Raw genomic sequence first — 24,648 nt, 5'->3', positions numbered from 1 at the left:
CAGCGCAGTGGTCGACAAGCTCATTGCTCGTGCCGTTTGAGCGCGCGCCGGCGGTGGGCGATCGTCAACAGGCCCAAGCCGATGCTGGCCAGCGCCACCGACGAAGGTTCCGGGACCGCTTCGATCTCGACAATGCGGTTAAGCCTGAACTCAAGGCCGGGGATGCCTTCCGGATTGATCGCGATGACGGTGTGGACCACCGCCGTCGGATCGAACGTACCACCGTCGGAGAACGATCCGCTCGTCGCGAAATAGGAGAAGGGTGCATCGTTCGAAGTAAGTTCGCCGAGGAACGCGATGTTTCCCGCCGCGCTTTCGAAGTACACGACGATGGGCACGCTGGCTGCGCCGCCCGTCGAGACGAAATCGAAGTCGATCCGTAGGTCCTGAAGGTTCGAGATGTCGAGGGTGCCAGGCGGGGGCAATAGATCGCCGTCGTAAATCAACGTGACCGCGGCGCCGGGATCGCCCGAAGTAAACGAGAAACTGCCACCGCCGATCGAGAACGAGCTCGTGGGGGTGCCTGCTCCCTTTGTCTGAATCAACAGTTCGCGTTCGCCGCCGAGAATATGCATCAGGCTGGGATCGAGGTAGGCCCCGAAAAACGGGTCCGATACGTCGGTGCCAAGGATTCCGCCTTCCGCATCGGCGGGAAGCGCGAAATCGTCGACGAGAATTTCGCCAGCGGCCAGGCCTGTGCCTGGCGACATTGCCAGAACGGCAAGCAACAAGCCGAAGGTGGGAAGCGTGAGGGAGCGCATCTGCATGGGAGTGAGTCTCCTGATCAAGTTGAGCACGCCATGCTTCTACAACCGACGGGCGGCGGTAGCCGCGGCTGGTCGACTCGAGTTTGCTGCGCGACCTGGCCCCGAGACTCTCAGCACGTTCGCAAAGGAACGGCCGGAAGAACTCGCGGAAGCACCGCGGCGTCGGTACGGCAAACGTCGAATGAGCTACGCGGCTTAGGGCCGGCAAGCTCGGATGCACAGGGGAGTGCGCCCCCCGGAATCCAAGTCGGGACCGCCGGAACGTGAGAAGCGGTTGAGCGTTGCGAACGACAACATTCGCAAACAACTCACCTGGCGTGCATTAGCGGACCGTGCGCGGAAGAAAGCGATAAGTTGAAGCGCCGTCGAGCTTTAAAAGCCGGGTACTGACTGTACCTTTGGGTACGGGCAATGTCAACAGGAATCGATCGCTTTCACTCGTTTTTTTCGCGACTTTTGACACGAAGCGGGCAATTCAAACCGCAGCGACGGCCGAGAAGAACCACGGTCCTGAACGGCTATAATTGAAAGACCGCCGCTGGGCGTGGAACGAATCGGTCTGGGCGCTCGTCCCAAATTGCCGGCCGGGCCGTGGGCCTGGGCCGTCGGAACAGAGGCATTGCGATGGCGACCGTCACCCCCGTGCGACCCTCGGGCGACGAATCGACCGCGGCCGAGCGTTATGCGCGGCTGATCGATGCCCGCATTCGCGCCACGCGCCGGCAGGTGAAATCGATCGAGCTGGGCGGCGTGTTGCTGGCCGCCACGGTCGCCACGCTGGCCTACCTGTTCGTCTTCGTGTTGATCGACCAATGGCTCGTACCCGGCGGCGTGAACGCCTGGGGGCGGCTGATCTTCTTTCTCGCCCTGGTCTCCGGCTGGGTCGTCGTGACGGTCACCCGGATCGTGCCGCTGGTGCGGCGCCAGGTGAACCCGGTCTACGCCGCGCAGGCAATCGAAGAACATCGGCCGTCGCTCAAGAACAGCCTGATCAATTTTCTCCTGTTGCGCGGGCAGCAGCAGGAGTTGTCGCCGGTCGTGTACGAAGCGCTCGAAAGCCGCGCGGCCAACGACCTCAGCCAGGTACCTCAGGAAGGGGCGGTCGATCATTCGCGGATCGTCCGTTGGGGCTACGTCCTGTTGGGCGTGGTGTTCGTGTGCTGCGCCTACACGCTGCTGTCGCCGAAGAATCCTCTCCGCTCGGTCGGCCGGTTGATGATGCCCTGGTCGCAGTTGCGCGCGGCGACGCGGGTCACGATCGACGATTTGCGTCCCGGCAACATCCAGGCATTTCACGACGACGTGGTCGACGTCTCGGCCGTGGTGCAGGGACTGCGCAGCGGCGAACCGGTGCTCGTGCTGTTGACCACCGCCGACGGGCGGAGCGTCGATCAGCCCCTGGCCATGCAGCAGCCGAAAGGCAGCTTGCGCTACCAGGCGGCACTGCCCGGCGGCGGAGCCGGTTTGCAGCAGAGCGTCAGCTACCGCATTCAGGCGGGCGACGCCAAAGTGGGGCCCTTCAAGATCGAAGTGCTGATGGCCCCGTCGATCCTCGTCGAGGAAGTCGAATATCACTATCCCGACTATACGGGCCTGGGCGTGCGGCGCGTTGCAGGGCAGGGCGATCTGACGGCGCTCGAAGGCACGCAGATCAAGGTGACGGCCCGGGCCAACGAATCGATCGCCTCGGCGTCGATCGACTTCGATTGCGACGGCCACCGCGACAGCGACATGCGGCACAACGACAAGGCCGCGATCGCCGAATGGGTGCTCGCGCTGCGGCCCGACCGCGGCGGCCCCGAGCACGAGAGCTATCAGTTGCGGTTCGTCACCGCCGCGGGCGCCGAGAATCCGCGGCCCATCCGGCATCGCATCCAGGTGACGCCCGATCAGGCGCCGGAAATTGAGATCGTCGAACCGGTGCAGGAATCGTTCGATGTCCCGGTCAACGGCGAAGCGCCGGTGACGGTGAGCGCGCGCGACAAGGACTTTGCCCTGCGCAGCGTGTGGCTCTATGTCGAGAAGCATGGCCAAACGCTCGCCCGCGAGGCGCTGTTGTCCGAAACCTCGCCCCGTGGCACGGCCGAGTTCCGCGGGCAGTATGTGTTGCGCCCCGAGGCGCTGGGGTTGCGGCCGGGCGACGAGGCCTTGGTGTTTGCCGAGGCGCGCGACAACAAGCTTCCGGCGGCCAACCAGGCGACGACGGTCAAGCTGCGGCTGCACGTCACGGCGCCGGTCGACCCTGCCCAGCAAAAGCAGCCGGCAGTCGTCGACCCGGCCGAGCGCGACCGAGCCCGCCCCGAGGGCGGCGCGCAAGAGGAACCCTCGGCCGACGAGCCGGGCGCTGGCCAGCGCGAAGCTGACGCCGATCCCCAGCCGCCCGGCGAAGGCGAGCAACCGGAGGAAGATGCCGAGGCCACCCGCGACGACGAGCAGCCCGGCGAGCGCATCGATCCCGACGCCGAACCCGGCGATGCATTCCAAGAGATTCTCGAGCACGCCCGTAAGCAAGAACAGCAGCAGCCCGACGGCGGGCAACCGCCGCCGCGCGAGGAGCAGTCCCCCGACAATTCTGGCGGCGAACAGCCCCCCGCCGAGAACCAGCCCGATCAGCAACCGCCTTCGGCTGCCGATCAACCTTCGGGTGGCGAAGAGGGCAACGCAGGCCAAGGCGAGCAACAGCAGTCTTCGCCGCCGCCGGAAAGCGCCGAGTCGAACCCCGATTCGTCGTCAGGCGGCGAACAAGGCCAGCCCGACAACAGCGGCAATCGCCAGCAAGGCTCGAAGCAGCAGGGTTCAAAGCAGCAGGGCGGCAATCCATCGTCGCCGGGCAACCAGAGCGGCGGCGAACCGCAGTCGGGCGGTGATGCGTCGTCCGGTCAGCAGCAGGGTGACAACTCGGGCGACGGATCGCCCGACTCGACGCAGAACGGCGGTTCGCCTGCGAGCGATCAAGCCGGCGGCAACCAGCCGTCGCAACGCAAGCCGGCTGGTGCCCAACCGGGCGACACCTCGGGCAGCCAGCCCGAGGGTGAATCGGCCGAAGGCACGCCGGGCGAACCATCGGGCGGGCGGCCGGAACGGAAACAAGGCGGCGCAGGCGACAAGCAGCCGGGCCGCACCGAACAGCCGCAGCCCGGCGATCAAGGCGCAGCCGAAGATGCCGCCTCGGACGAGGCTGCCCATCCGCGCCCCGCCGGCGATGCCGAGCAGGAAACCCCCGGCGGCGACGAATCGAGCCAGAACTCCAAGCCCGGCCAGGGCGCTCAATCGGCCGGACGCGGCGACCAGCGCAAGCAACCGGCCAAGCCCGACCCGAATGCCTCGCGCGAGGCGAACGAGCCGGGCGGCGATCCGGACCATCAATCGGGCAACTCCGGCGCGGGCCAATCGAATCAAGACCAGTCCGGCGCGTCCTCACCCCAAGGCAACAGCAAGCCGCGCGACAAGCAGCCCGGTGGCCAGCAGCAGCCTTCGAGCAACGAGAAGCCCAACGAGGCCTCGTCGCCCAGCACCTCGGAAAAAGAATCGAATTCCGAAGGCGGCGAAGCAGGTGACCGCTCGGGCGGCGGCAAGCAAGGCGCTGGACAAAACGCCAACTCGCCGGGCACCGGCGGAGCAGGCCAGAACACGGCCGCCGACGAAGGCAGCTCGCAAGCCCCCGGCTCGGGCAATGGCGAGACTTCGGACCAGGCCGGCGACAAGCAGCCCGGCAGTTCCGCTTCAAACTCGTCGGGCCCGAAGCAACGCGGCCAAGGTGAAGGGGCCGGGCAGGGCGATGCCGGCAATTCGGGCGACCAGTCGGGCGGTCCGTCGTCGGGCACTTCAGACCAGTCTGGCAACCAGCCTGGCGCGCCCGGCAACGCACCGGGCAGCGGCGCCCCGGGCGCTCAGCCGGCGCAAAACCCCGGCGAAGGTCCGCAGCAACGCGGCCCCGGCGGCCACGAAGGCACGGGCAACAGCGCGACCCCGACTCCGCCGGTGCGCGACGACGATCAAGCGAATCTGGATTACGCGCGCCAGGCCACGGACCTGGCGCTGGAGCACCTGCGCGACCAGCTTGCGCACGGTCAACCCGACCAGGACCTGCTCGACCGGTTGCAATGGTCGCGCGACGACCTGGAACGATTCTTGAAGCGTTGGCAAGAGCTCAAACGCGCCGCGAAACAAGCAGGCCAGGACGGCGACGCGGCGCGGCAAAAGCTGAACGAGGCCCTGCGAGGACTAGGGCTGCGTCCGCGCGTCGTTCAGCGCGCGGGCCGCCAGGCGGCCGGCGACCCGTTACGGGAACTGCGCGATTCGCGCCGCACGGCGCCTCCGCCTGACTATGCCGAGCAGTACGAGGCCTATACCGAAGGCACCTCGCGGCGTCGGTCCGGCAAGTAGGTTTCGGGTCGGATCGGCGCTCTTGGTATTCTTGTGGCTCCGTCATCGAGCCCTCGCGGGAATGCCGTGCCTCATGATCACGATTGCCGAACCCAAGCCGCCGACCAATACCGCCGAATTGCGCCAGTCGCTCACAGAGCTCGATCGCCAGGTAACCGACCTCTGGAACCGCATCGGGCCGGAGATATTCTTTGCCTTCCCGGCAGATGGGGGCTGGTCGCCTGCCCAGAACCTGTCGCATTTGGCCCTCAGTACCAACATTGTGACCGTGTCCTTGAGGTTGCCTCGGCTGCTCCCCCGAATCGTGTTCGGCCTGGCGAAGGCACCCCCACGTAGCTACGAACAAATTCGCGACAAGTACAAGTCGGTATTGAATCGGGGAGCCGGAGCAGGTCCGTTCACTCCGAGGAAGGGCACGGCTCCGAAAGACCCCGTTGCGGAGCGCGCACGACGAATCGCGCGCTGGACCAGCGTGGTGCCGCCGCTGGTTACGGAAATCGATCGTTGGCCAGATGCCGACTTGGACCGCTATCGACTGTTGCATCCGCTTATCGGCCGGTTGAGCATGCGTGAGATGCTCTCGTTTACGCTCTATCATCTTTACCGTCACTCGGACATCGTCGCCCGACGCATGTCAGGGTAAAGCCGAGTGAAAGCCGGGGCGATCTGGCCGGAAAAGACGTGCCTGCTCTGCCGTACGGTGAGGTGCGCATCGCACGGCCTGGCATTGGGGGCGGTCAACGGGCCCCGGGGCGACTAAGATGGGGCGACTGTCCGGCTTCCCCCTTTTTTCGCGCTGCTCACCCGCGTTCATGTCCGAACTGACTCCGCGTTACCTGGTACCGTTTCATCCGAAACGGGTGCCGCATCATTTCGCCGATGTGTTGATCATCGGCGGCGGGCTGGCGGGTTTTCGCGCGGCGCTGGCCGTCGATCCGCGGTTGTCGGTGCTGGTGATCACCAAGCAGAGCGTCACGCAATCGAACAGCAGCTATGCCCAGGGGGGCATCGCCAGCGTGCTCGACAAGGACGACCGGTTCGAAAACCACGTGGCCGACACGCTGACCGCCGGCGGCAGCTTGTGCGATCGCCGGGTGGTCGAACAGGTCGTGCGCGAGGCGCCCGCGCAGATTCGCGAACTGATCGGCTGGGGAGTGCACTTCGACGAAGAAGCCGGCGCGCTGGCCCTCGGCCGCGAAGGCGGGCACAGCCACAGCCGGATCGTCCACGCGCTGGGCGACGCGACGGGCCGCGAAGTGATGCGCGCGATCGTCGATCGCGTCGAAGCGGCTGCGAACATTCAGGCCTGGCCCGATACGTTCACGATCGATCTGCTAACGCACGACGGCGCGGTCCGCGGCGCCTTGGTCTGGAACGGCATGCACGGCAAGACGCTCGTCTGGGCCAAGCAGACCGTGTTGTGCACGGGCGGCGCCGGTCAGCTCTATCGCGAGACGACCAATCCGGCCGTGGCCACGGCCGACGGCCACGCGATCGCCTATCGCGCGGGGGCCGAGCTGCGCGACATGGAATTCATGCAGTTTCATCCCACCGTGCTGTATATCGCCGGCGCCAGCCGCACGTTGATCACCGAGGCAATCCGCGGCGAGGGAGCGCACCTGGTCGACCGGGCGGGCCATCGCTTTATGCCCGACTACGACGCCCGGCTCGAACTGGCCCCGCGCGACGTCGTCAGCCAGGCGATCGTGGCGCAGATGGAAAAGACGCGGCATCCGAACGTCTATCTCGATCTCACGCACCTCGATCCGCAACGCGTGCGCAGCCGGTTCCCGGGCATCGCGGCAGATTGCGCGCGGTTCGATCTGGATATCACCCGCGATTGGATTCCTGTGCGCCCCGGGGCTCATTACATGATCGGCGGCGTCACGGTCGACTTGGCGGGCCGCACGACGCTACCGGCGCTGTGGGCGGCCGGCGAAGTCACCTCGACCGGATTGCACGGCGCCAATCGCCTGGCTTCGAACAGCCTGCTCGAAGGTCTGGTCTACGGTCAACTGGCCGGCCGCGGCGCTTCGGATGCCGCGCTCCGCGAGGCCGACGATTTCCGCGCGATCCCGCTCGACAATGCCGTGCTGCCCGAGCGAGCCGAGCTGCCCGACCTGGCCGACATTCGCAACTCGCTCAGGAGTATCATGTGGCGCAACGTGGGCATCCGCCGGGATGCCCGCAGCCTGATCGAGGCCCGCGAGGCGGTCGATCACTGGTGCGGCTATGTGTTGCCGCGCCAATTCGCCCAGAGTGACGGCTGGGAGCTGCAAAACATGCTGACCGTGGCGCGAATCATGATTCGCGCGGCCCTGGCTCGTGAGGAAAGCCGGGGCGTGCATCTGCGGCTCGACTTCCCGCAGCTCGACGAGCAGCAGTTTTGCCGGCACCTGTGCTTTGGCCGCACGAGCGACGTCGAAGCCTAATGAGGTAGCCCGGCGGGCATCGCAGCAGGGCGACCCCCGCGGCGAGACCCGCGAACCGTTCGGCCGCCGTGCACGTAGCGTGCCTAGGGAAACGGCCCGCCATGCCCGGGGGTCCGGATTGTCTGGACAGCCGGACGACAATCCCTATCCTAGTAGGCGCTTGGCGCGGCCGTCGTACCCGTTTGGGGGGCGCGTCGCAGCCTGAGAGTGTGCCTGCGCGGGCGCAATACCGCGGCCCGCGCACGAAGCGGAGGGCGCAAAGCTAGGGTGGATCCTGGTCCCCCTTTGGTGGCGCGGCGTCCCTGCCCGAGGTGAATCTCGGTCCGAGCGCGGTTCGGGATTACGCCGCCCCGTCCGGTCGAACAGGGCGGCGGTGTTTCCCCGCCCGGACGCGGCGCAAGCGCGGTAACCGCGGCGAGGGCCGCACCGAGGATTGTTTTTGTCAGGCCGAACAGTTCGGAGCGTTGTTGCATGACCGATCCTTCGCGTCCCGCCATGATCGAGGCCGACGGGCTCTCGAAGTACTACGGCGATTTCGTCGCCGTGGAAGACGTGTCGTTCAAGATCCGCCAAGGCGAGGTCGTCGCCTTCCTGGGGCCCAACGGCGCCGGCAAGAGCACCACGATGAAGTTGCTGACCGGTTACCTGTCGCCTTCGACGGGTACGGCGCGAATTGCCGGCCACGACATGGCCAGCGACCGGCTGGCCGGCGCGCAGCGGTTGGGCTATCTGCCCGAAAACGGGCCGCTGTACCCCGACATGACGCCGCGCGACCTACTGCAATTTTTTGCCGAAGCGCGCGGCCTGAGCGGCGGTGCGGCGCGGCAGCGCATGGATGAGGTGATCGACTTGTGCGCGCTGGGCAGCGTGCTCAACAAGCAAATCGGCAAGCTGTCGAAAGGCTTTCGCCAGCGCGTGGGCATGGCACAAGTGCTGCTGCACGAACCCGACGTGTTGATCCTCGACGAGCCGACGGCCGGCCTCGACCCCAACCAGATTCGCGAGGTGCGCGACACGATCCGCCGCCTCGGCGAGACCAAGACCATTTTGCTGTCGACGCACATCCTGCAAGAAGTCGAGGCGATGGCCAGCCGTGTGCTGTTCATCGCGCGCGGCCGGATTCGGTTCGACGGAACCACGTCCGAGCTCACCGCCAGCGGGACCCGGCTCGAAGAACAGTTTTACGCCCTCAGCGAAGGGGGGAAGGAATAGCCGGCCGCTACGCTCGTCTGGCGGCACAGGCCGCCTGCGACGAGCGCCTCGTTTGCCCGCGAATCCCGCTCCGCTTCGTCCATCCAGCTACGGTACGTCAGTCATGAATCCAGCCGTCATCCGGGCCGTCTTCAAACGGAATTTCATCGCCTACTTCGTCAGCCCCGCGGGCTACGTGTTCTTGTGCGTGTTCGCGGCGTTAACGGCCTTTGCGACGTTCGTGCCCAACGAGTTTTTCAACGCCAACCTGGCCAACCTGGACCAGCTGAACCGGTACTTGCCCTACATTCTGCTGGTGTTCATTCCCGCCATTACGATGAGCATCTGGGCCGAGGAGCGGCGTCAAGGCACCGATGAGCTGCTGCTGACGATCCCTGCGAGCGACCTCGATGTGGTGCTGGGCAAGTACCTGGCCGCCGTCGCCGTCTATACCGTGGCGTTGATCTTCTCGCTGACCAACGTGGTCTGCCTGAGCCTGCTGGGTTCGCCCGACTTGGGGTTGCTGTTCGCCAATTACGTCGGCTACTGGATCGTCGGCCTGGCGATGCTGGCCATCGGCATGGTCGCCTCGTTTCTGACCGGCAACCTGACCGTCGGGTTCATCATGGGTGCGGTGTTCAACGCCCCCTTGGTGTTCGCCGAGCAGGCCGACGCCATCTTGCCCTTGGAATGGGCCCGCTCGATTCAGCGCCTGAGCATCGCCGAACAGTTTCGCGACTTTGGTCGCGGCGTGATCAGCTTTTCGGCAGTGGTGTACTTCCTGCTGATCGTCGTGGTCATGCTCTACGTCTCGATGGTGCTGATCGGCCGGCGCCACTGGTGGGGCGGCCGGCTGGGGCGTTCGCTGTTGGGCCACTATGTGACCCGTGCCCTGGCCCTGTTCGTGCTGTTGGCTGCCTCGACGATCGTGCTGGCCCGGTACGATCGCCGCGTCGACGTGACCACGGAAAAGCTCAGCTCGCTCGCGCCCCAGACGATCGAGCTGCTCGAAAAGCTCGACGTCAAACGGCCCGTGCGGATCGACGCCTATGTCAGCCCGGTCGTGCCCGAGTCGTACGTCCAGACGCGATTGAACCTGCTCAACGTGTTGCGCGAGTTCCAGGCCATCGCCGGCGACAAGGTGGTCGTGCGGGTGCACGAGACCGAATCGCTCAGCCCCCAGGAAGACGAAGCCGACAAGAAGTTCGGCATCAAGGGTCAGCAAGTTGCCTCGCGGATCCGCGGCACGATGAACATCGACGAGATCTTCATGGGCGTGGCGTTCACCTCGGGTTTGGACAAGGTCGTGGTGCCGTTCATCGATCGCGGGGTGCCGGTCGAATACGAACTGGTCCGTTCGATCGCCACGGTCAGTCAGCAGTCGCGCAAGAAGGTGGGCATACTCAACACCGATGCCAAGCTGTACGGCAGCTTCAACATGCAGACGATGAATCAGACGCAAAACGAGCTGATCGTCACCGAGCTGGAGAAACAGTACGAAGTCGTGCAGGTCAACGCCGATGCGCCGATCACCGAAAAGTACGACGTGTTGCTGGCCGTGCAGCCCTCGTCGCTGACGCAGGAGCAGATGAACAATTTCCTGGCGGCCGTGATGAGCGGACAACCGACGGCCGTCTTCGAGGATCCGTTCCCGTACCTCGACCCGAACGTGCCGGGCACCTCCGCGGAGCGCCGCCCGCAAGGCGGGATGATGGGTATGCAGCAGCCCCCGCAGCCCAAGGGCGACATCACCCCCTTGTGGCAATCGCTGGGTATCAATTTCAACGGCGCTCAGGTCGTCTGGCAGGACTACAACCCTTACCCGAAGATCGGCCAGTTTCCGCCCGAGTTCGTGTTTGTCGACAAGGGGCAAGATCCCACGTCGACCGCCGCCCCGTTCAACGACGACAGCCCGATCAGCTCGAAACTGCAGCAGGTCCTGTTTCTGTTTCCCGGTTCGATTCAGGAGCTCAACGCCTCGGGCCTGAAGGTCACGCCGCTGGTGGTCACCGGAACGAACACGGGCCGGGTGCAAGCCAACGAGATTCTGCAGCAGAGCTTCCTCGGTGGCGGCGGGCTCAATGAAGACCGCGCCATGGTTCCCACGCACAAGAGTTACCTGCTGGGCGCTTACATCACGGGTAAGCCGGGCCCTGCCGGCGGCGCGGCCAAGATGTCGGACGAAGGGCTGCAATTGGCCCAGGCCGAGCAGCCGGCTGCAGAAACGCCGGCTGTAGAATCGCCGGCCACGGAAGCGCCCCCGGCAGCGGCCCCGCCTGCAGTTCCTGCGACTCCTCCGGCCGGAGAAGTGCCGGCTGCTCCTGCCGCGCCTGCCGCGCCGGCTGAGCTGAACGTGGTGGTCGTGGCCGACATCGACGTGTTGTACTCGGCTTTCTTCGCCCTGCGTGCCCGCGGGGAAGAAGAGGACGCCGAAGTCAACCTGACGCTCGATAACGTGAGCTTCGTGCTCAACGTGCTCGACGTGCTGGCCAAGGACGAGCGATTTGTCGAGATCCGCAAGCGGAGGCCGACCTATCGCACGCTCACGCGGTTCGAGGCCATCACGGCCGCGGCGCGCGACTATGCGACGGCCCAGCGCAAGAAGTTCGCCGACGATTTCGACACGGCGAAGAACAAAGAGCAGGAAGTGTTCGATCGCAAGATCAAGGAACTCGAGGGCCGTACGGACATCGATCCGCAGCAGAAGGTGATCGAGATGCAATTGGCCCGCGACGTGGGCCAGCGGCGGCTCGACGCGGCGTTTGAGCGGCTGAAGAACGAACGCGAGCGGCGCGAGAAGCAGATTGACCGCGATAAGACCGCTTCGATCCAGGGCGACCAGAACCGCGTCAAGATCCTGGCCGTGGCCACCGCGCCGATCATGCCGCTGCTGCTGGCCGGCATCGTGATGTTTAATCTCCGGGCGCGCGAGCGCCAGACGACCACCAAGGAACGACTCCGCGGCTAGGCCCGAACCCGAGGCCCCGCCGTGCAGACTCAGTTGTGAGATCCGATTAAGCCATGAACGAAACCACGAAGACTCTGACCTTTGTCGGGATTGCCCTGCTGGGCGCCCTGTTGGCCTATGCCAGCCGTCCGGCGAGCGTGGCCGACGCCGCCAAGGCGGACGACGCGAGCAGCGAGTTCTTTGCCGAATTCAAGGACCCGCTCGCCGCTAAGTCGCTCGAGATCATCGAGTGGGACGAGGCCAAGGCCGAACCCAAGCAGTTTCGCGTGGCCCAGGTGAACGGCCGCTGGGCGATCCCCTCGAAGCTCAACTACCCGGCCGACGCCGATCGCCAGTTGGCCGAGGCCGCGGCCAGCGTGATCGACCTCAAAAAGCTGGGCATGGTGAGCGAAGAACGGGCCGATCACGAGATGTACGGCGTCGTCGATCCGATGGACAGCAAGGCGGGCATGACCGGCATCGGCAAGAAAGTCATCCTGGAAGACGCCGGCGGCAAGAAGCTCGCGCAACTGATCATCGGTTTGCCCGTCAAGGACAAGCCCGACCTGCGTTACGTGCGTTTGCCCTCGCAAGACGCCGTGTACGTAGCGAAGCTCTCGCCCGAAAAGCTCACGACGAGGTTTCAGGATTGGATCGAGCCCGATCTGCTGAAGCTCAACAGCTGGGACATCACGGAGGTCAAGTACGACAACTACTCGATCGACGAGGTCAACCGGCGGATCGTTGAGGGCGACAAGCTGGCGCTCACCTACAACGACAAGGACGCCAAGTGGAACATGGAGGGGCTGGCCCCGAACGAAGAGCTCAACGCGCAGAAGCTCAACGACATGAAAGTGGCGCTCGACGATCTGAAAATTGTCGACGTGCGCCGTAAGCCGGCCGGGCTGGGTCGCGATCTGCGCACCTCCGAAGGGCTGACCATTGACGAAGAAACGTTCCTGTCGTTGGCCAGCCGTGGCTACATCATCTCGCAAGGGCAGCTCTACTCCAACGAGGGCGAAGTCGTCGTCGAGCTCAAGGACGGCGTGACGTACGTCTTGCGGTTCGGTGAAATCGCCGCCGACACCGAAGAGGCGAAGCCCGACGAGGGTGCCGAGCAGCCGGCCGAAGGCGAACAGCCCAAGGGCTCGAATCGATACCTGTTCGTCACGGCGCAATTCGACAAGAGCGCGATTCCTGCGCCCGAGCTGCAGCCGGTGCCGGGCGCTCCCGCCGAACCCGCTGCGCCGCCCACCGCGGAGGGCCAACCGGCCGCCGAGAACAAGGAGGGCGAGAAACAGGCAGGCGAGCCGGCCGAGCCGCAGCAGGCCGAACGCCAAAAAATCGAACAGGAAAACAAGCGCAAACAGGACGAGTACGACAGCAAGGTCAAGAAGGGTGAAGAACAGGTCCAGACGCTCAACAACCGCTTCGCCGACTGGTATTACGTCATCTCGGATGACGTTTATCGCAAGATCAAGCTGACCCGTGCCGACGTGGTGCAACCGAAGAAGCCAGCCGATGGCACGGCACCTGCCGGCACCGACGCGGCGCCGCCCACGACCGAGGGTGGGCTCGACGAGTTCAACGAGATCAAGGATCAGGGGCTCGGCACGCCGGAGAATTGAACCCTGCCCGCGTGGCTCGCGGCGCGCTTGCTCAGCCGGCCGGCACGTCCCGGCCGAGCGTGCGCAGCAATTCGATCGTGTAGATGCCCGACGTATGGCCATCGCTGAAGTCGAGGCCATAGGCATAGTTGCCGACGGGCTGCATGCCGCGCAACCGCAGCGGCTGCGCCTCGACCGGCGAAAGCACCGTCAATTGCGACGGCGGCCGCGGCGCCAATCGCTGCTCGCGGCAGGTTGCACACGGACACGCCGTGCGCAGCTCCTGGATCGAATAGTCGCGCACCAGGCCGTCGCTCCACTCGATCCGCAGCGTCCGTTCGTCGACCAGTTGCAACTGGCTGGGCACTGGCGCGGTCATGCTTCCATTCCGCGCAACAGGTCGAGCAGCCGCTCGACTTCTTCCCGGGTGTTGTAGTGCAGCAGGCCGATGCGGACCATGCCCTCGGGCTCGAGGCCGAGCGCCTCGGTCAGCGACAGCGCATAGTAATTGCCGTGCCAGACGAACACGCCCTCGTCGGCCAGGCGTTGGGCGAGCTCGAGCGGCCGATAGCGGCGATGCGTGATCGACACCGTCGGCACGCGCTCGTGCAGCCGTTTCGGATCAGTGATGCCGTAGATCTTGACGCTCGGCAATTCGGCGAGCCCGGCCAAGAGTCGCGCTTGCAAGCCGCGTTCATACGCGGTGATCGCTTCGTAGGCCGCCACCAGGGCCTGACGCCGTGACGCGGCTGCCGGCGCAATCGAGCGCCCCAGCGCGGCCAGGTATTCGATCGCCGCCAGGACCCCCGCCAGGCACTCGTGATTCTGCGTGCCGGTCATCCAGCGCCCCGGCAGGTCATTGGGTGCCGGTCGCACCTTGTACACGGGCAGCTCGGCCAGCCGTTCGGCGCGCCCCCAGAGGATGCCGACGTGGGGGCCGAAGAATTTATAGGCCGAGCAGAGCAGGTAGTCGCAACCCCAAGCCTGCACGTCGACCAGGCCGTGCGGCACGTAGTGGACCGCGTCGAGGCAGATCTCCGCGCCGACGCCTTGCACCACGCGGGCAATCTCGCGGACCGAGTTGACCGTGCCCACGGCGTTCGACGCACACCCCACGGCCACGAGCCGGGTCCGCGTCGACAACACGTTCTGCAGGGCCTGCAAATCGAGCGTGCAATCCTCTGGCCGAAAGGGCACGTGGTGCACGTGTACGCCGGCGTCGCGCGCGGCCAGCACCCACGGCGTGACGTTGGCGTCGTGATCGAGCCGGGTGACGATGATTTCATCGCCCGGTTCCCAGGTCTTGGCCAGTGCCCGCGACAACGCCAGGCACAGCGTCGTCATGTTCGCGCCGAAGCACACCGCGTGCGGGTCGGGTGCGTGCAGCAGGTCGGCCGCGGCCCGGTGCACCTCGTCCAGCAGGGCGTCGCTCGCCACGCTCGTGGCAAACACGCCGCCGTGATTGGCATTCGAGTTCCGCAGGTAGTCGCCGATGGCGTCGATCACGCGCTGCGGCACCTGGCTCCCGGCGGGCCCGTCGAAAAAGACGGCCTGGCGGCCGCTCACCTCGCGGGCCAGTGCCGGAAACTGTTGCCGCACCGCGCTGACGTCGAGCGGGGCTGTCGGGCTGGCTGGTGGAGTCATCGTTCGCAGTAGGCCTCGTCGCGCAGATCGGTCACGAACATGCAGCCTGGCGCGTGCGTAATTGCCAACTCGCACCGCGCCGCGGCCAGCGCTAATTGCGGCGTCACGCCGCAGGCCCAAAATACCGGGACTTCGCCGGGCTGCAACTCGACCGGATCGCCAAAGTCGGGCCGGGCCAGGTCGGCGATGCCCAGGGCCGCCGGATCGCCGACGTGCACCGGCGCGCCGTGCATGCGGGGATATCGCCCCGTGATCGCCGCGACCTCGTCGATCTGGTCGGGCCGATACGGCCGCATGCTCACGACCAGCGGCCCGGCAAACCGCCCCGCCGGTACGCAGGCGCGATGGGTGCGATACATCGGCACATTGCTCCCCGCTTCGAGATGGCGCACGCCTAGGCCTGCCTCGACTAGTGCATTCTCGAAGGTGAACGAGCACCCCAGCAAAAAACCGACCAGGTCGTCGCGCCACAACGGGCCGATCTCGAGCGGTTGATCTGCCTCGGCCACGCCGCCGCGAAATACCCGGTAGCGCGGCACGTCGGTCCGCAGATCGGCGCCGGGCGCAGCGCTGCGCGGCTCCGCGTCGCCGGGCAGCGTCCGGGCAATCAACGGGCACGGTCGCGCATTCAGCCGGCAAAACTCGGCAAACTCGTCGGCCACCGCCGCCGGCAAGATCACCACGTTGGCCTGCACGAAACCGCGCGCCAGTCCGGCCGTGGGACCGGTCCATGTACCGGACCGCACCGCCGCGCGCAACTCGGCGGCCGTGGCCCCGGTCAGGCGTTCGCGCAGCTCCTGGACTTCGGCCGCCGATGAAACGTGAGACATGTCTTCGCTTTCGCGCGGAACTGCCTTGTGTGCCGTCGATCGCCTGCGGCGCTTCAGCGTTCGTCGACGAAGCGTTTTCCTTTGCCCTCGAAACGGGGCAGGGTGCCCAGCGGCACGCCTTGCACTTCGACCTTCAATCCGAGCCGCAGCCGCAGCTCTTCGGCCACGCGCAGCGGCTGGTCGAGCCGGTCCTCGATCTCGATGATCAGGTGGTCCATCGCTTCGACGCGCCGCGCCGTCATGCGGTACTCGATCACCTCGGGGAAGCTGCGGAGAATCTGCTCGATCGCGCTGGGAAAGATGTTCACGCCGCGGATGATCATCATGTCGTCGGCGCGCCCCAGGATTCCGCCGTCGAGCAGGACAAACCGCGAGCGGGCATCGTGCTGCCAGACGGGTCGCACCAGATCGCCCGTGCGATAGCGAATCACGGGGCAGCCGATGCGGCCCAAGCTGGTCAGCACCAGCTCCGACAGTTCGCCTTCGTCGGCCGGTTTGCCGGTTTCGACCGAGAGAAACTCGGCCAGGAACTCGGTCTCCAAGACGTGCAGCCCGCGGCCGCGATCGTCGGGAAAGCCCCAGGGCCCGATCTCAGTCGCGCCGCCGTGATCGAACACGGCAGCGTCCCAGGCCGCGGCGATCCGTTGGCGGATGCCCGGCACGCTCGCTCCCGGCTCGCCGGTGAGCACCAGTTTCTCGACGGGCAGGCCGGCCAGGTCGATCTTGCGGCCCGCGGCCACCTCGGCCATGTGCAGCGCGTAACTTGGCGTGCAAACCAACGCGGTCGCCCGGCTCGACCGCAGCAACTCGAGCCGCGCCAGGGTGCTTTGACCTCCGCCGGGCACGACCAGGCAGCCGCGCTCGACGAGCGCGTCGAACGCGCTCCACAGGCCGATGAACGGACCGAACGAAAACGCCAGCAGCACGCGGTCGCTCGGCGCCAGGCCCGCGGCATCGAGCACGTGTTGCCAGCAGCCGATCCACCACTGCCAATCGCGGGCCGTGTCGAGCACGACCAGCGGCCGCCCGCGCGTGCCAGACGTTTGATGCCAGCGGACGTATTGATCGATGTCGAACGTATGGTTGAGCCCCAGGTCGCCGTTGGCCTGTCCGCCGACCAATTCCTGCTTGTTCGTGAAGGGCAGGTCGGCCAGCGCATTGAGCGAGGTGAGCGGCCGGGGGCAGGCGGCCAGCTTGGTCGCGTAAAAGCGGTTGTGCGGCAGGATCTCGTCGAGCAGTCCATTGAGCCGCGCGAGTTGATGCGTTTCGAGCGCCGACACGTCGAGCGTTTCGATCCGGCGGCGCTGTTCGGCGGTGTTGCGGCTCATTCCTCGATCATAGACCTCCGTCTGCCGAGGCACTAGCACGGGGCGTTCGCCGCGTCGCGCCGGGCATGGTCACGTCGCTGCGGGAAGGCTAAGATGGCTCGCTTGCGCCGCGGGCAACTCATGTTTTCCGGTGGATTGGCGCAACACCCTTTCGACACCTGCTCGCCGCGACCGGTCCGCCTGGTTATGTCTGAACGCACCCCCGGGAAAGCATCGCTCGCGGTCATCTTCTTGACGGTGTTTATCGACTTGCTGGGCTTTGGCATGGTGTTGCCGCTGTTGCCCAGCTACGCGAGCGAATTCAACGTCGATTCCGCGGGCATCGAGTTGGGATTGCTGATGGCCAGTTTTTCGGCCATGCAGTTGGTGTTCGCCCCCTTTTGGGGGCGCTTGTCCGATCGCATCGGGCGGCGGCCGGTGATCATGGTCGGCCTGGCGGCTTCGGCCTTGTGCTATCTGCTGTTCGGCGTGGCGACGGTCTACCGCAGCCTGGGGCTGATGTTCGCCTCGCGCATTGGCGCAGGAATGGCAGGCGCGACGATTCCCACGGCGCAGGCCTACATTGCCGACTGCACGACGCTCGAAAAGCGCGCCCGAGGCATGGCCCTGATCGGCGTGGCCTTTGGACTCGGTTTCATGCTGGGCCCTTTGTTGGGCGCCGTCGCCTTGGTGACGGCCAGCGCGGGAGGCTTGAGCCCCTGGCCGGGCTACGTCGCGGCCGGCCTTTCAGCGGTGGCCCTGTCCGTGGCCATCTTCGCCTTGCCCGAATCGCGCGATCCCAGCACGGCCACCCATCGCGAAGGGTTCGATTGGGCCTCGCTGCGCATGGCCCTGACCACGCCGAGCGTGGGATTGCTGATTCTCAATGTGTTCGTCAACGGCGTGGCGTTTGCCAATCTCGAGTCGACGCTGTCGCTGCTGCTCAAGGCCCGCTTCGACACGGCCGGAGAGGCGGCTGCCGCCGCCGCCGCGGTGGGCAGCACCGGCCACGACGTCAACGAGCGAATCTTGCTCGTGTTCGCCTACATCGGCTTCGTGCTCACGTTTGCCCAGGGGTTTCTCGTCCGCCGGCTGTCGGCCAGGGTGCCCGAGGGCACGATGGCCACCGTCGGATCGATCGCCGCCATCGTGGGCTTCGTGTTCATGGCCCTGGTTGCTCGATCGGCCAGCCTGGGGCTGTTGCTCGTGGCGCTGACGATCGAGATCACCGGCTTTGCCATGATCACGCCGTCGCTCAACTCGCTGATCTCGCGCCGCACCGATCCGGCGAAACAGGGGGGTATCCTGGGCATCAATCAGAGCGCCGCCGCGCTGGCCCGGATCTTCGGCCCGATGCTGGGCGTGATGCTCTTCTTCCAGGGCGTGGTGCTGCCTTTCTGGGTTGCCGCAGCCTTGATGGTGGTGAGCCTGGTCCTCGTGCTCGCCGGCGTGCGCAGCGGGCACGATTTTGTACCCGAGAAGTAGATCAATCGCGCGTCGGGGGGCGGACTTACTGGGCGGACTTACTCGGGCCTGCCATAGCCGCCTCCGCCGGGTGTCTCGATCAGCAATTCTTCGCCGGGTGCGGCGTCGTATTGCGCGCGTCCAGGCAGCTCCTCGTGCCGGCCATCGGTGAAGATTCGCACGTTGCGGCCCGATGCGCCGGGCTCGCCGCCTGCCAGCCCGAACGGCGCGAACGGCGGTCGCCGATTGGACAGGATCGATACGGCCAAGGGCGCCAGGAATCGCAACCGGCGGCGAGCGCCGTCGCCGCCGCGGAAGCGCCCTGCGCCGCCCGAGCCGCGGCGAATGGCGAACTCGACGACCTGCACCGGGTAGCGGTTTTCGAGCACCTCAGGATCGGTGATCCGCGTATTGGTCATATGCGTGTGGACCGCATCGGCGCCCGGGCGATGGGGCGTCGCACCGGCGCCGCCGCAGATCGTTTCGTAGTAGCCGAACTGCGCACCGCCGAACAGCAGGTTGTTCATCGTTCCCTGGCTCGCCGCCGCGAGCCCGAGCGCCCCGAGCAGCACGTCGACGACCCGCTGCGACGTCTCGACGTTGCCGCCGACGACCGCGGGGCTCGTCGCGGGCGTGGGCCCAGGGAGCGGGTTCAGCAAGCACGTCGGCAGCACCAGCTCGACCGGCTCGAGCACGCCTTCGTTCAACGGGATGTCCTCGTCGAGCAACGCGCGCAGCACGTACAGCACCGCCGCGGTGACGATCGCGCGGTTGGCGTTGAGATTGTCCGGCAGCACGCCGTCGGTGCCGGTGAAGTCGATCATCGCCCGCAGGTGTTCAATGCGGATACACACGGCGATCCGCGCGCCGTTGTCGAGCTGATCGGCGAACGAACATTGCCGGCCCTCGAGGCGCGCCAGGCTGCGGCGCGTTTTCGTGGCGGCGGCGGCCTGGATGTGGCGCATGTACGCAGTGACGACGGGCAGCGAATAACGCTCGATCAGCCGGGCCAGGTCGAGCGCTCCTTGCTGGTTGGCCGCGACCTGCGCCGCCAGGTCGGCGAGGTTTTCGTCGACACTCCGCGAGGGATACGGGCCGCCGGTCAACAATGCGCGCAACTCGTCGAACCGTGGCCGGCCGGCCTCGACCAGCCGAAAGTTGCGAATCAGCACGCCCTCTTCCGCCAGGTTGCGCGAACCGGGCGGCATCGAGCCGGGCCGGATGCCGCCGATCTCGGCGTGATGCGCGCGGCTGGCCGTGAAGAACACCAGCTGGCCCGTGGCGGCGTCATGCACCGGCGTGACCACCGTCACGTCGGGCAAGTGCGAGCCGCCGCGATAGGGGTCGTTGGTGACGAACACGTCGCCGGCCCGCAATTGCGGGTTATCGGCCAGAACGCTGCGGACCGTTTCGCCCATCGCGCCCAGATGCACGGGAATATGCGGCGCGTTCACCACCAGGCGCCCCGCGGCCGTGAACAGCGCGCAACTGAAATCCAGCCGTTCTTTGACATTCACGCTGCCGGCCGTGTTGCGCAGCGCGATGCCCATCCGCTCGGCAATGCCGGCAAACTGGTGGTTGAAGATTTCGAGCATCACGGGGTCGGCCGTGGTCGACACGGCCGGCGCCGCGATGGTTCCGGCGTCGGTCAGCCGGATTTGATCGCCCGTCAACACCTCGGCCACCCAGCCTGGCTCGACGATCGTCGTCGAGTGGGCCTGATAGAGGAGCGCGGGCCCGACGATCTGCGCGCCCGGTTGCAAGTCTGCCCGGTTCAATACGGCCGTTTCGTGCCAGGCGCCGTCGAAACAGACCGACACGCTGCGCTCGGCCCTCGCCGCATACGCAGGTGCAGGGCGCGCAGGAGGGAGCGTCTGCGGGCTGCGGCCCACCACCTCGACGCGCGCCGCGACGATCTCGATCGGCCGGCCCGCGTGGACATAGCCGTAGCGCCGGCGATGCTCCGCTGCGAAAGCCGCCGGATAGTCGCCGTCGTCGGGTTCGGAGATCGGCAGCGCAGCCTCGGTGCCCTGGTAGCGCAAGTCGAGCGAGCGCCGCACGCCGATCTGCTCGGGCGGCACGGCTTCGGCGATCAATTCGGCCGTGGCCGCCGCGGCCAGCCGCTGGTGCTGCGCGGTCGCTTCTTGCAAAGTGCTCGCGCCGGCCGGTTGATAGATGCCGGCCACGCCATGCCGCACCACGTCGGCCAGACCGATCCCATAGGCGCTCAGCAGGCTGGCGTCGTCGTGGATCAGCACCTCGCGCATATTCAGCTCGCGCGCCACGGCACACGCGTGTTGCGGCGCCGCGCCGCCAAAAGCGACGAGCACGTAATCGCGCGGATCGGCGCCGCGCGCCACCGAAACCGACCGGATCGCCTGCACCATGTTGTTGTTGGCGATTCGCAGCAGGCCCGTGCACAGCTCGACCGGCGCGTATCGCCGGCCGGTGGCCCGTTCGACCTCGGCGATCAGCTCGTCGAGCCGCCGCTCGACGGCCGCACGCTGCAAGGGAAACGCGAAGCGCTCGGCCAGGATGCGGCCCAGGTAGAAATTCAAGTCGGTGACGCTCAACGGGCCGCCGCGTCCATAGCAGGCTGGACCGGGATCGGCCCCGGCGCTCGCGGGCCCCACGGTGAGTTTCACGCCGTCGAAGCCGCAAATCGAGCCGCCGCCGGCGGCGACCGTCTCGATCGCCAGCATCGGTGCGACGATCCGCACGCCGGCTTTTTCGGTCTCGTATTCGCGCTCGAAATGGCCGTCGAATCGCGAGACGTCGGTGCTCGTGCCGCCCATGTCGAAGCCGATCGCGCGCCGCTGGCCCGCGGCCTGGGCCACGCGCGAAAATCCCACGACTCCACCCGCGGGCCCGGAGAGGATGCTGTCCTTGCCGCGAAAGCTGGCCGCATCGACGAGCCCACCGGCCGAGGTCATCAGCCGCAAGCATCCGCCGCGCAAGGGCTCGCGCAGTCGATCGACATAGTCGCGCAGCACCGGCGTGAGGTAGGCGTCGACGACGGTCGTGTCGCCGCGGGCCACGATCTTCACCAGCGGCGCCACCTCGCTGCTGGTGCTGACGTGCCGAAACCCCAGTTCCCGCGCGAGGTTGGCGACCTGTTGCTCGTGTGCGGGGCGTTTCGGGGCATGCAACAGGCAGATGGCCAGCGATTCGATCTGCGCGTCGCGCAGCGCCGCGAGTTGCCGGCGCACCGTGTCTGGGTCGAGTGGCAGGAGCACCGTGCCGTCGGCCGCGACGCGCTCGTCGATCTCGACGACGGCCGCATACAGTGGCTCCGGTTTGTGAATATCGAGCTCGAACAGCCGCGGACGATTCTGATAGCCGATGGCCAGCGCGTCGCCGAAGCCGCGCGTGGTGATCCAGGCGGTTCGGGCGCCGCGGCGCGTGAGCAGGGCGTTGGTGCCCCGGGTGGTTCCCAGCCGCACGGTCACCGGCGGCAGCGGCTCGCCCGGTCGCACGCCGAGCAGAAAGCGAATCGCCACCAGCGGCGCGTCGTCATCGCTGGTCAGTTCATATGGCTGATGTGCCTGCGGGGTCACGGCCAGCGGTTCGGCCAGCTCGAGCCGGCTGCCCGCGCGCTCGAAGCGCGCGACCGTCGAGGTGGCCACCACCGTGCCGTCGGCATCGACGAGCGCGAGACGCCAGCCGTCCCAAAAACCGGGCGGATCGCCGCGGCGCGCCGGATCGACAATCGCCAGCGAACTCGACCCGACGTGTGCGGCCCCCTTGGTCACGCCGGAGCTGAGCAGCTTGTATCGGCGCATCTGCCCCGCCGGCCCGCGCGCCAAGCAATCGGTGAAGGTGCCGCCGACGTCGATCCAGAATTCCCAGTTGCTCATCGTGGCCGGATATTACCGCGCCGGGCTCGTGCGCTCATCCGGCATCGGTCGCGGCGCGTTGGAGCATGGCGACGTCAGGATCTTGCGCCGCGCCCCGACCGGGCAAGGGGCCTGGCCCGAGGGTCGGGCGGCTGATCAGGCCTTGATCCAGTAGTACAGCGCCCCCAGCGCCGTGCAGAGGGTCAGTGTCCTGGCCAGCGATTGTTTCCAGCGGAAGGTAAGCAGCAGTGCCAGAATGGCCACTGCGCATGCGCCCCATTCGATGCTTGCCAGGTCGGGCACGAGCACTCGCAGCGGGCCCAGGCGTTGGGCGGCGACGTCGTGGAACAGCGTGTGCAGAGTGAACCAGACGGACAGGTTGAACACAACGCCCACGACGGCCGCCGTAATCGACGACAAGGCCGCGGTCAGTAGCCGGTTTCCCCGCAATTGCTCGATGTAGGGGGCGCCCAGAAAGATCCAGAAGAAGCACGGTACGAAAGTCACCCAGGTGGTCATGACCGAGCCAACCAGACCGGCCACGACCGGAGAGCAAGGCCCGGGCTGCCGATATGCCCCCAGAAAGCCGACAAATTGCACGACTTGGATCAAGGGCCCCGGCGTCGTCTCGGCCATGCCGAGCCCATCGAGCATTTCTCCAGGCTGAAGCCAGCCGAACCGCTCGACGGCCTGCTGCGCCACATACGCCAGTACGGAATAGGCACCGCCGAAGGTCATGACGGCTGCCTTGCTAAAGAACAGCCCTTCCTGCACGTAGATCGACTCGGGCCCCAGGGCGGCCCGACACGCGAGCAACGGCCCAAACCACAGCGTCAGGCAGATGCAACTCACCAACAAACTGCGTCGCCACGTGGGCGCGGCATGGTGCAGCGGCACCTCGTCGAACGATTCACCGGCCGCCTTGGCCGCGTGCCCTTGGAGGACGAGGAATCGGCCCGGATACAATCGTCCCCCCCAGAAACCGACGAGGCCAGCGGTCAGGATTACCAGCGGAAACGGGACGGCGAAAAAGAACAGTGCGACAAACGACGCTGCGGCCAAGGCCAGCATGACGCCGTTCTTCAACACGCGCTTGCCGATGCGCAGCACCGCTTCGACGACGATGGCCAAGACCGCGGGCTTCAAACCGTAGAACAATCCCTCGAGCAGGCCCGTGTGTTGATAGTTCGCGTAGATCAGGCTCAAGGCGAGGATCGAGAGAAACCCGGGCAGGACAAATAGGGCGCCGGCCACGATCCCGCCGAGCGTGCGATGCAACAGCCAGCCCACATAGGTGGCAAGCTGCTGCGCTTCGGGGCCGGGCAGCAGCATGCAGTAGTTCAGCGCGTGCAAGAATCGCTCTTCGCTGATCCAGCGCTTCTCCTCGACGAGGATCCGGTGCATGACGGCAATCTGCCCGGCTGGCCCGCCGAAACTGAGCAGCGCGATCCGGATCCAGGTGCGTAGCGCCTCGCCCCACGACACGGCTGCGCGCATCGCTTGGGGGGAGATCTCAGCCGGTTGCACCTCGGGCGACGGAAGGGACATGCTTGCGGTTTCATCACGCGTACGTCAACGAGCCAACGCCCCCGACGACGCCAAGCGTGGCGTCTTGCCGGCTCGGCACGTCACGGCCAATCGGCCGCCGGGTCGAAGTTGATCGTGGGCTCGGCCGGGCGTTCGGGAATGCGCGGCCTGAGGAAGGGCTTTTCGGCCGCCTTGTGGCAGGCATAGCAGGCCTCGAGCGAAAACCGGTAAGCGGCCACGAACTTGTCGTGATCTTGGGCCACGATTGCCTCGTGCAATTGGGCCAGCGGCGAATTCTCGGCAGCGGCCAGAATCTCACCGAGCTTGATCTCGTTGCCGGCCTTGCCCTTGCGGACCGGGATGATGCGCACCGCCCAGCGCATGTGCGACCGCGTTTCGTTCCAGTAGAACTCGGCCAGCGGCCAGTTTCGGGCCTCGGCGGCAAACCACAGGTTGTTGAAGTGATAAGCAACGCTGACCATGGCGTGCGCCTGGTCGGGCGCCTTGTCCTTGAGCGTCTGCACGTCGGTGGTCAGCGCCGGCACGGGATCGGCCGGCGCCTCGTCGGCCGCCACCGGAGAGATCGTCGAGAGCCCGGCCAGACCGGACAATCCCAGCATGGCCGCCGCGGCACCGGACGCGAAAAGCAATAGCGCCCTGCTGTTCATCCGCTTCTCCCAAAATGAATGCTGGTCCACGTGGGCCCCTCA

The 24,648-nt window shown here is 66.5% G+C and carries 16 protein-coding genes; 8 read left to right on the top strand and 8 right to left on the bottom strand.

Annotation, left to right across the window (positions count from 1 at the left end; genetic code table 11):
* Window positions 1-20 precede the first annotated feature (20 nt).
* On the bottom strand, window positions 21-767 hold the full coding sequence (locus K1X74_13090) for a PEP-CTERM sorting domain-containing protein (protein MBX7167258.1): 747 nt from the start codon (window positions 765-767) through the stop codon (window positions 21-23).
* A gap of 624 nt (window positions 768-1,391) precedes the next feature.
* On the opposite strand from K1X74_13090, the gene K1X74_13085 reads away from it, so the two are divergent.
* From K1X74_13085 to K1X74_13060, 6 genes are all read left to right on the top strand, one after another.
* Window positions 1,392-5,153, top strand: coding sequence for a hypothetical protein (locus K1X74_13085; GenBank protein MBX7167257.1), 3,762 nt, complete (start codon window positions 1,392-1,394; stop codon window positions 5,151-5,153).
* 73 nt (window positions 5,154-5,226) lie between these two features.
* Complete coding sequence (locus K1X74_13080) at window positions 5,227-5,796, top strand: DinB family protein (GenBank protein ID MBX7167256.1); 570 nt, start codon at window positions 5,227-5,229, stop codon at window positions 5,794-5,796.
* Window positions 5,797-5,965: 169 nt separating this feature from the next.
* Window positions 5,966-7,585, top strand: a complete 1,620-nt coding sequence (gene nadB, locus K1X74_13075; GenBank protein MBX7167255.1) for an L-aspartate oxidase — start codon at window positions 5,966-5,968, stop codon at window positions 7,583-7,585.
* A gap of 495 nt (window positions 7,586-8,080) precedes the next feature.
* Entirely contained in the window at window positions 8,081-8,797 is a 717-nt protein-coding gene (locus K1X74_13070) for an ABC transporter ATP-binding protein (GenBank protein ID MBX7167254.1), read from the top strand.
* 103 nt (window positions 8,798-8,900) lie between these two features.
* The gene (locus tag K1X74_13065) at window positions 8,901-11,744 is read left to right on the top strand and encodes a Gldg family protein (GenBank protein ID MBX7167253.1); all 2,844 of its coding nucleotides are present in this window, start codon (window positions 8,901-8,903) and stop codon (window positions 11,742-11,744) included.
* A 53-nt stretch (window positions 11,745-11,797) separates the two neighbouring features.
* Window positions 11,798-13,351, top strand: coding sequence for a DUF4340 domain-containing protein (locus tag K1X74_13060; GenBank protein ID MBX7167252.1), 1,554 nt, complete (start codon window positions 11,798-11,800; stop codon window positions 13,349-13,351).
* A 31-nt stretch (window positions 13,352-13,382) separates the two neighbouring features.
* Here K1X74_13060 and K1X74_13055 read toward each other — a convergent pair whose 3' ends face one another.
* Genes K1X74_13055 through K1X74_13040 form a run of 4 tightly spaced genes read right to left on the bottom strand, consistent with a single transcriptional unit; the run spans window position 13,383 to window position 17,132 of the window.
* Window positions 13,383-13,709 carry a DUF971 domain-containing protein gene (locus K1X74_13055; GenBank protein MBX7167251.1) on the bottom strand — a complete coding sequence of 109 codons (327 nt, stop codon included), beginning with the start codon at window positions 13,707-13,709 and terminating at the stop codon, window positions 13,383-13,385.
* Window positions 13,706-14,974, bottom strand: a complete 1,269-nt coding sequence (locus K1X74_13050; protein ID MBX7167250.1) for a cysteine desulfurase-like protein — start codon at window positions 14,972-14,974, stop codon at window positions 13,706-13,708. The genes K1X74_13055 and K1X74_13050 overlap by 4 nt, the downstream gene beginning before the upstream one ends.
* Entirely contained in the window at window positions 14,971-15,804 is an 834-nt protein-coding gene (locus K1X74_13045; GenBank protein ID MBX7167249.1) for a putative hydro-lyase, read from the bottom strand. The genes K1X74_13050 and K1X74_13045 overlap by 4 nt, the downstream gene beginning before the upstream one ends.
* Before the next feature lie 53 nt (window positions 15,805-15,857).
* Window positions 15,858-17,132, bottom strand: coding sequence for a phenylacetate--CoA ligase family protein (locus K1X74_13040; GenBank protein ID MBX7167248.1), 1,275 nt, complete (start codon window positions 17,130-17,132; stop codon window positions 15,858-15,860).
* 93 nt (window positions 17,133-17,225) lie between these two features.
* Between K1X74_13040 and K1X74_13035 the strand changes: the two genes are divergently transcribed.
* Window positions 17,226-18,596, top strand: coding sequence for an MFS transporter (locus tag K1X74_13035; protein ID MBX7167247.1), 1,371 nt, complete (start codon window positions 17,226-17,228; stop codon window positions 18,594-18,596).
* 38 nt (window positions 18,597-18,634) lie between these two features.
* Here the strand turns inward: K1X74_13035 and K1X74_13030 are convergent, their stop codons facing one another.
* Window positions 18,635-22,432 (bottom strand): hydantoinase B/oxoprolinase family protein, encoded by a 3,798-nt coding sequence (locus K1X74_13030; protein ID MBX7167246.1) that lies wholly within the window; start codon window positions 22,430-22,432, stop codon window positions 18,635-18,637.
* Between K1X74_13030 and K1X74_13025 the strand changes: the two genes are divergently transcribed.
* Window positions 22,344-22,586 (top strand): hypothetical protein, encoded by a 243-nt coding sequence (locus tag K1X74_13025; GenBank protein ID MBX7167245.1) that lies wholly within the window; start codon window positions 22,344-22,346, stop codon window positions 22,584-22,586. The two genes, K1X74_13030 and K1X74_13025, sit on opposite strands and share 89 nt — an antisense overlap.
* Here K1X74_13025 and chrA read toward each other — a convergent pair.
* Both chrA and K1X74_13015 read right to left on the bottom strand, forming a co-directional pair.
* Window positions 22,568-23,908: a chromate efflux transporter gene (chrA, locus tag K1X74_13020; protein ID MBX7167244.1), complete on the bottom strand. Its 1,341-nt coding sequence runs from the start codon at window positions 23,906-23,908 to the stop codon at window positions 22,568-22,570. The genes K1X74_13025 and chrA overlap by 19 nt on opposite strands.
* A 131-nt stretch (window positions 23,909-24,039) precedes the next feature.
* The gene (locus K1X74_13015; protein MBX7167243.1) at window positions 24,040-24,606 is read right to left on the bottom strand and encodes a hypothetical protein; all 567 of its coding nucleotides are present in this window, start codon (window positions 24,604-24,606) and stop codon (window positions 24,040-24,042) included.
* Window positions 24,607-24,648: the final 42 nt, after the last annotated feature.

The sequence above is a fragment of the Pirellulales bacterium genome (assembly GCA_019694435.1).
GTDB lineage: Bacteria > Planctomycetota > Planctomycetia > Pirellulales > JAEUIK01 > JAIBBZ01.
The sequence above is the reverse complement of the archived record's forward strand: the minus strand, read 5'-3'. Positions and strand labels throughout refer to the sequence as shown.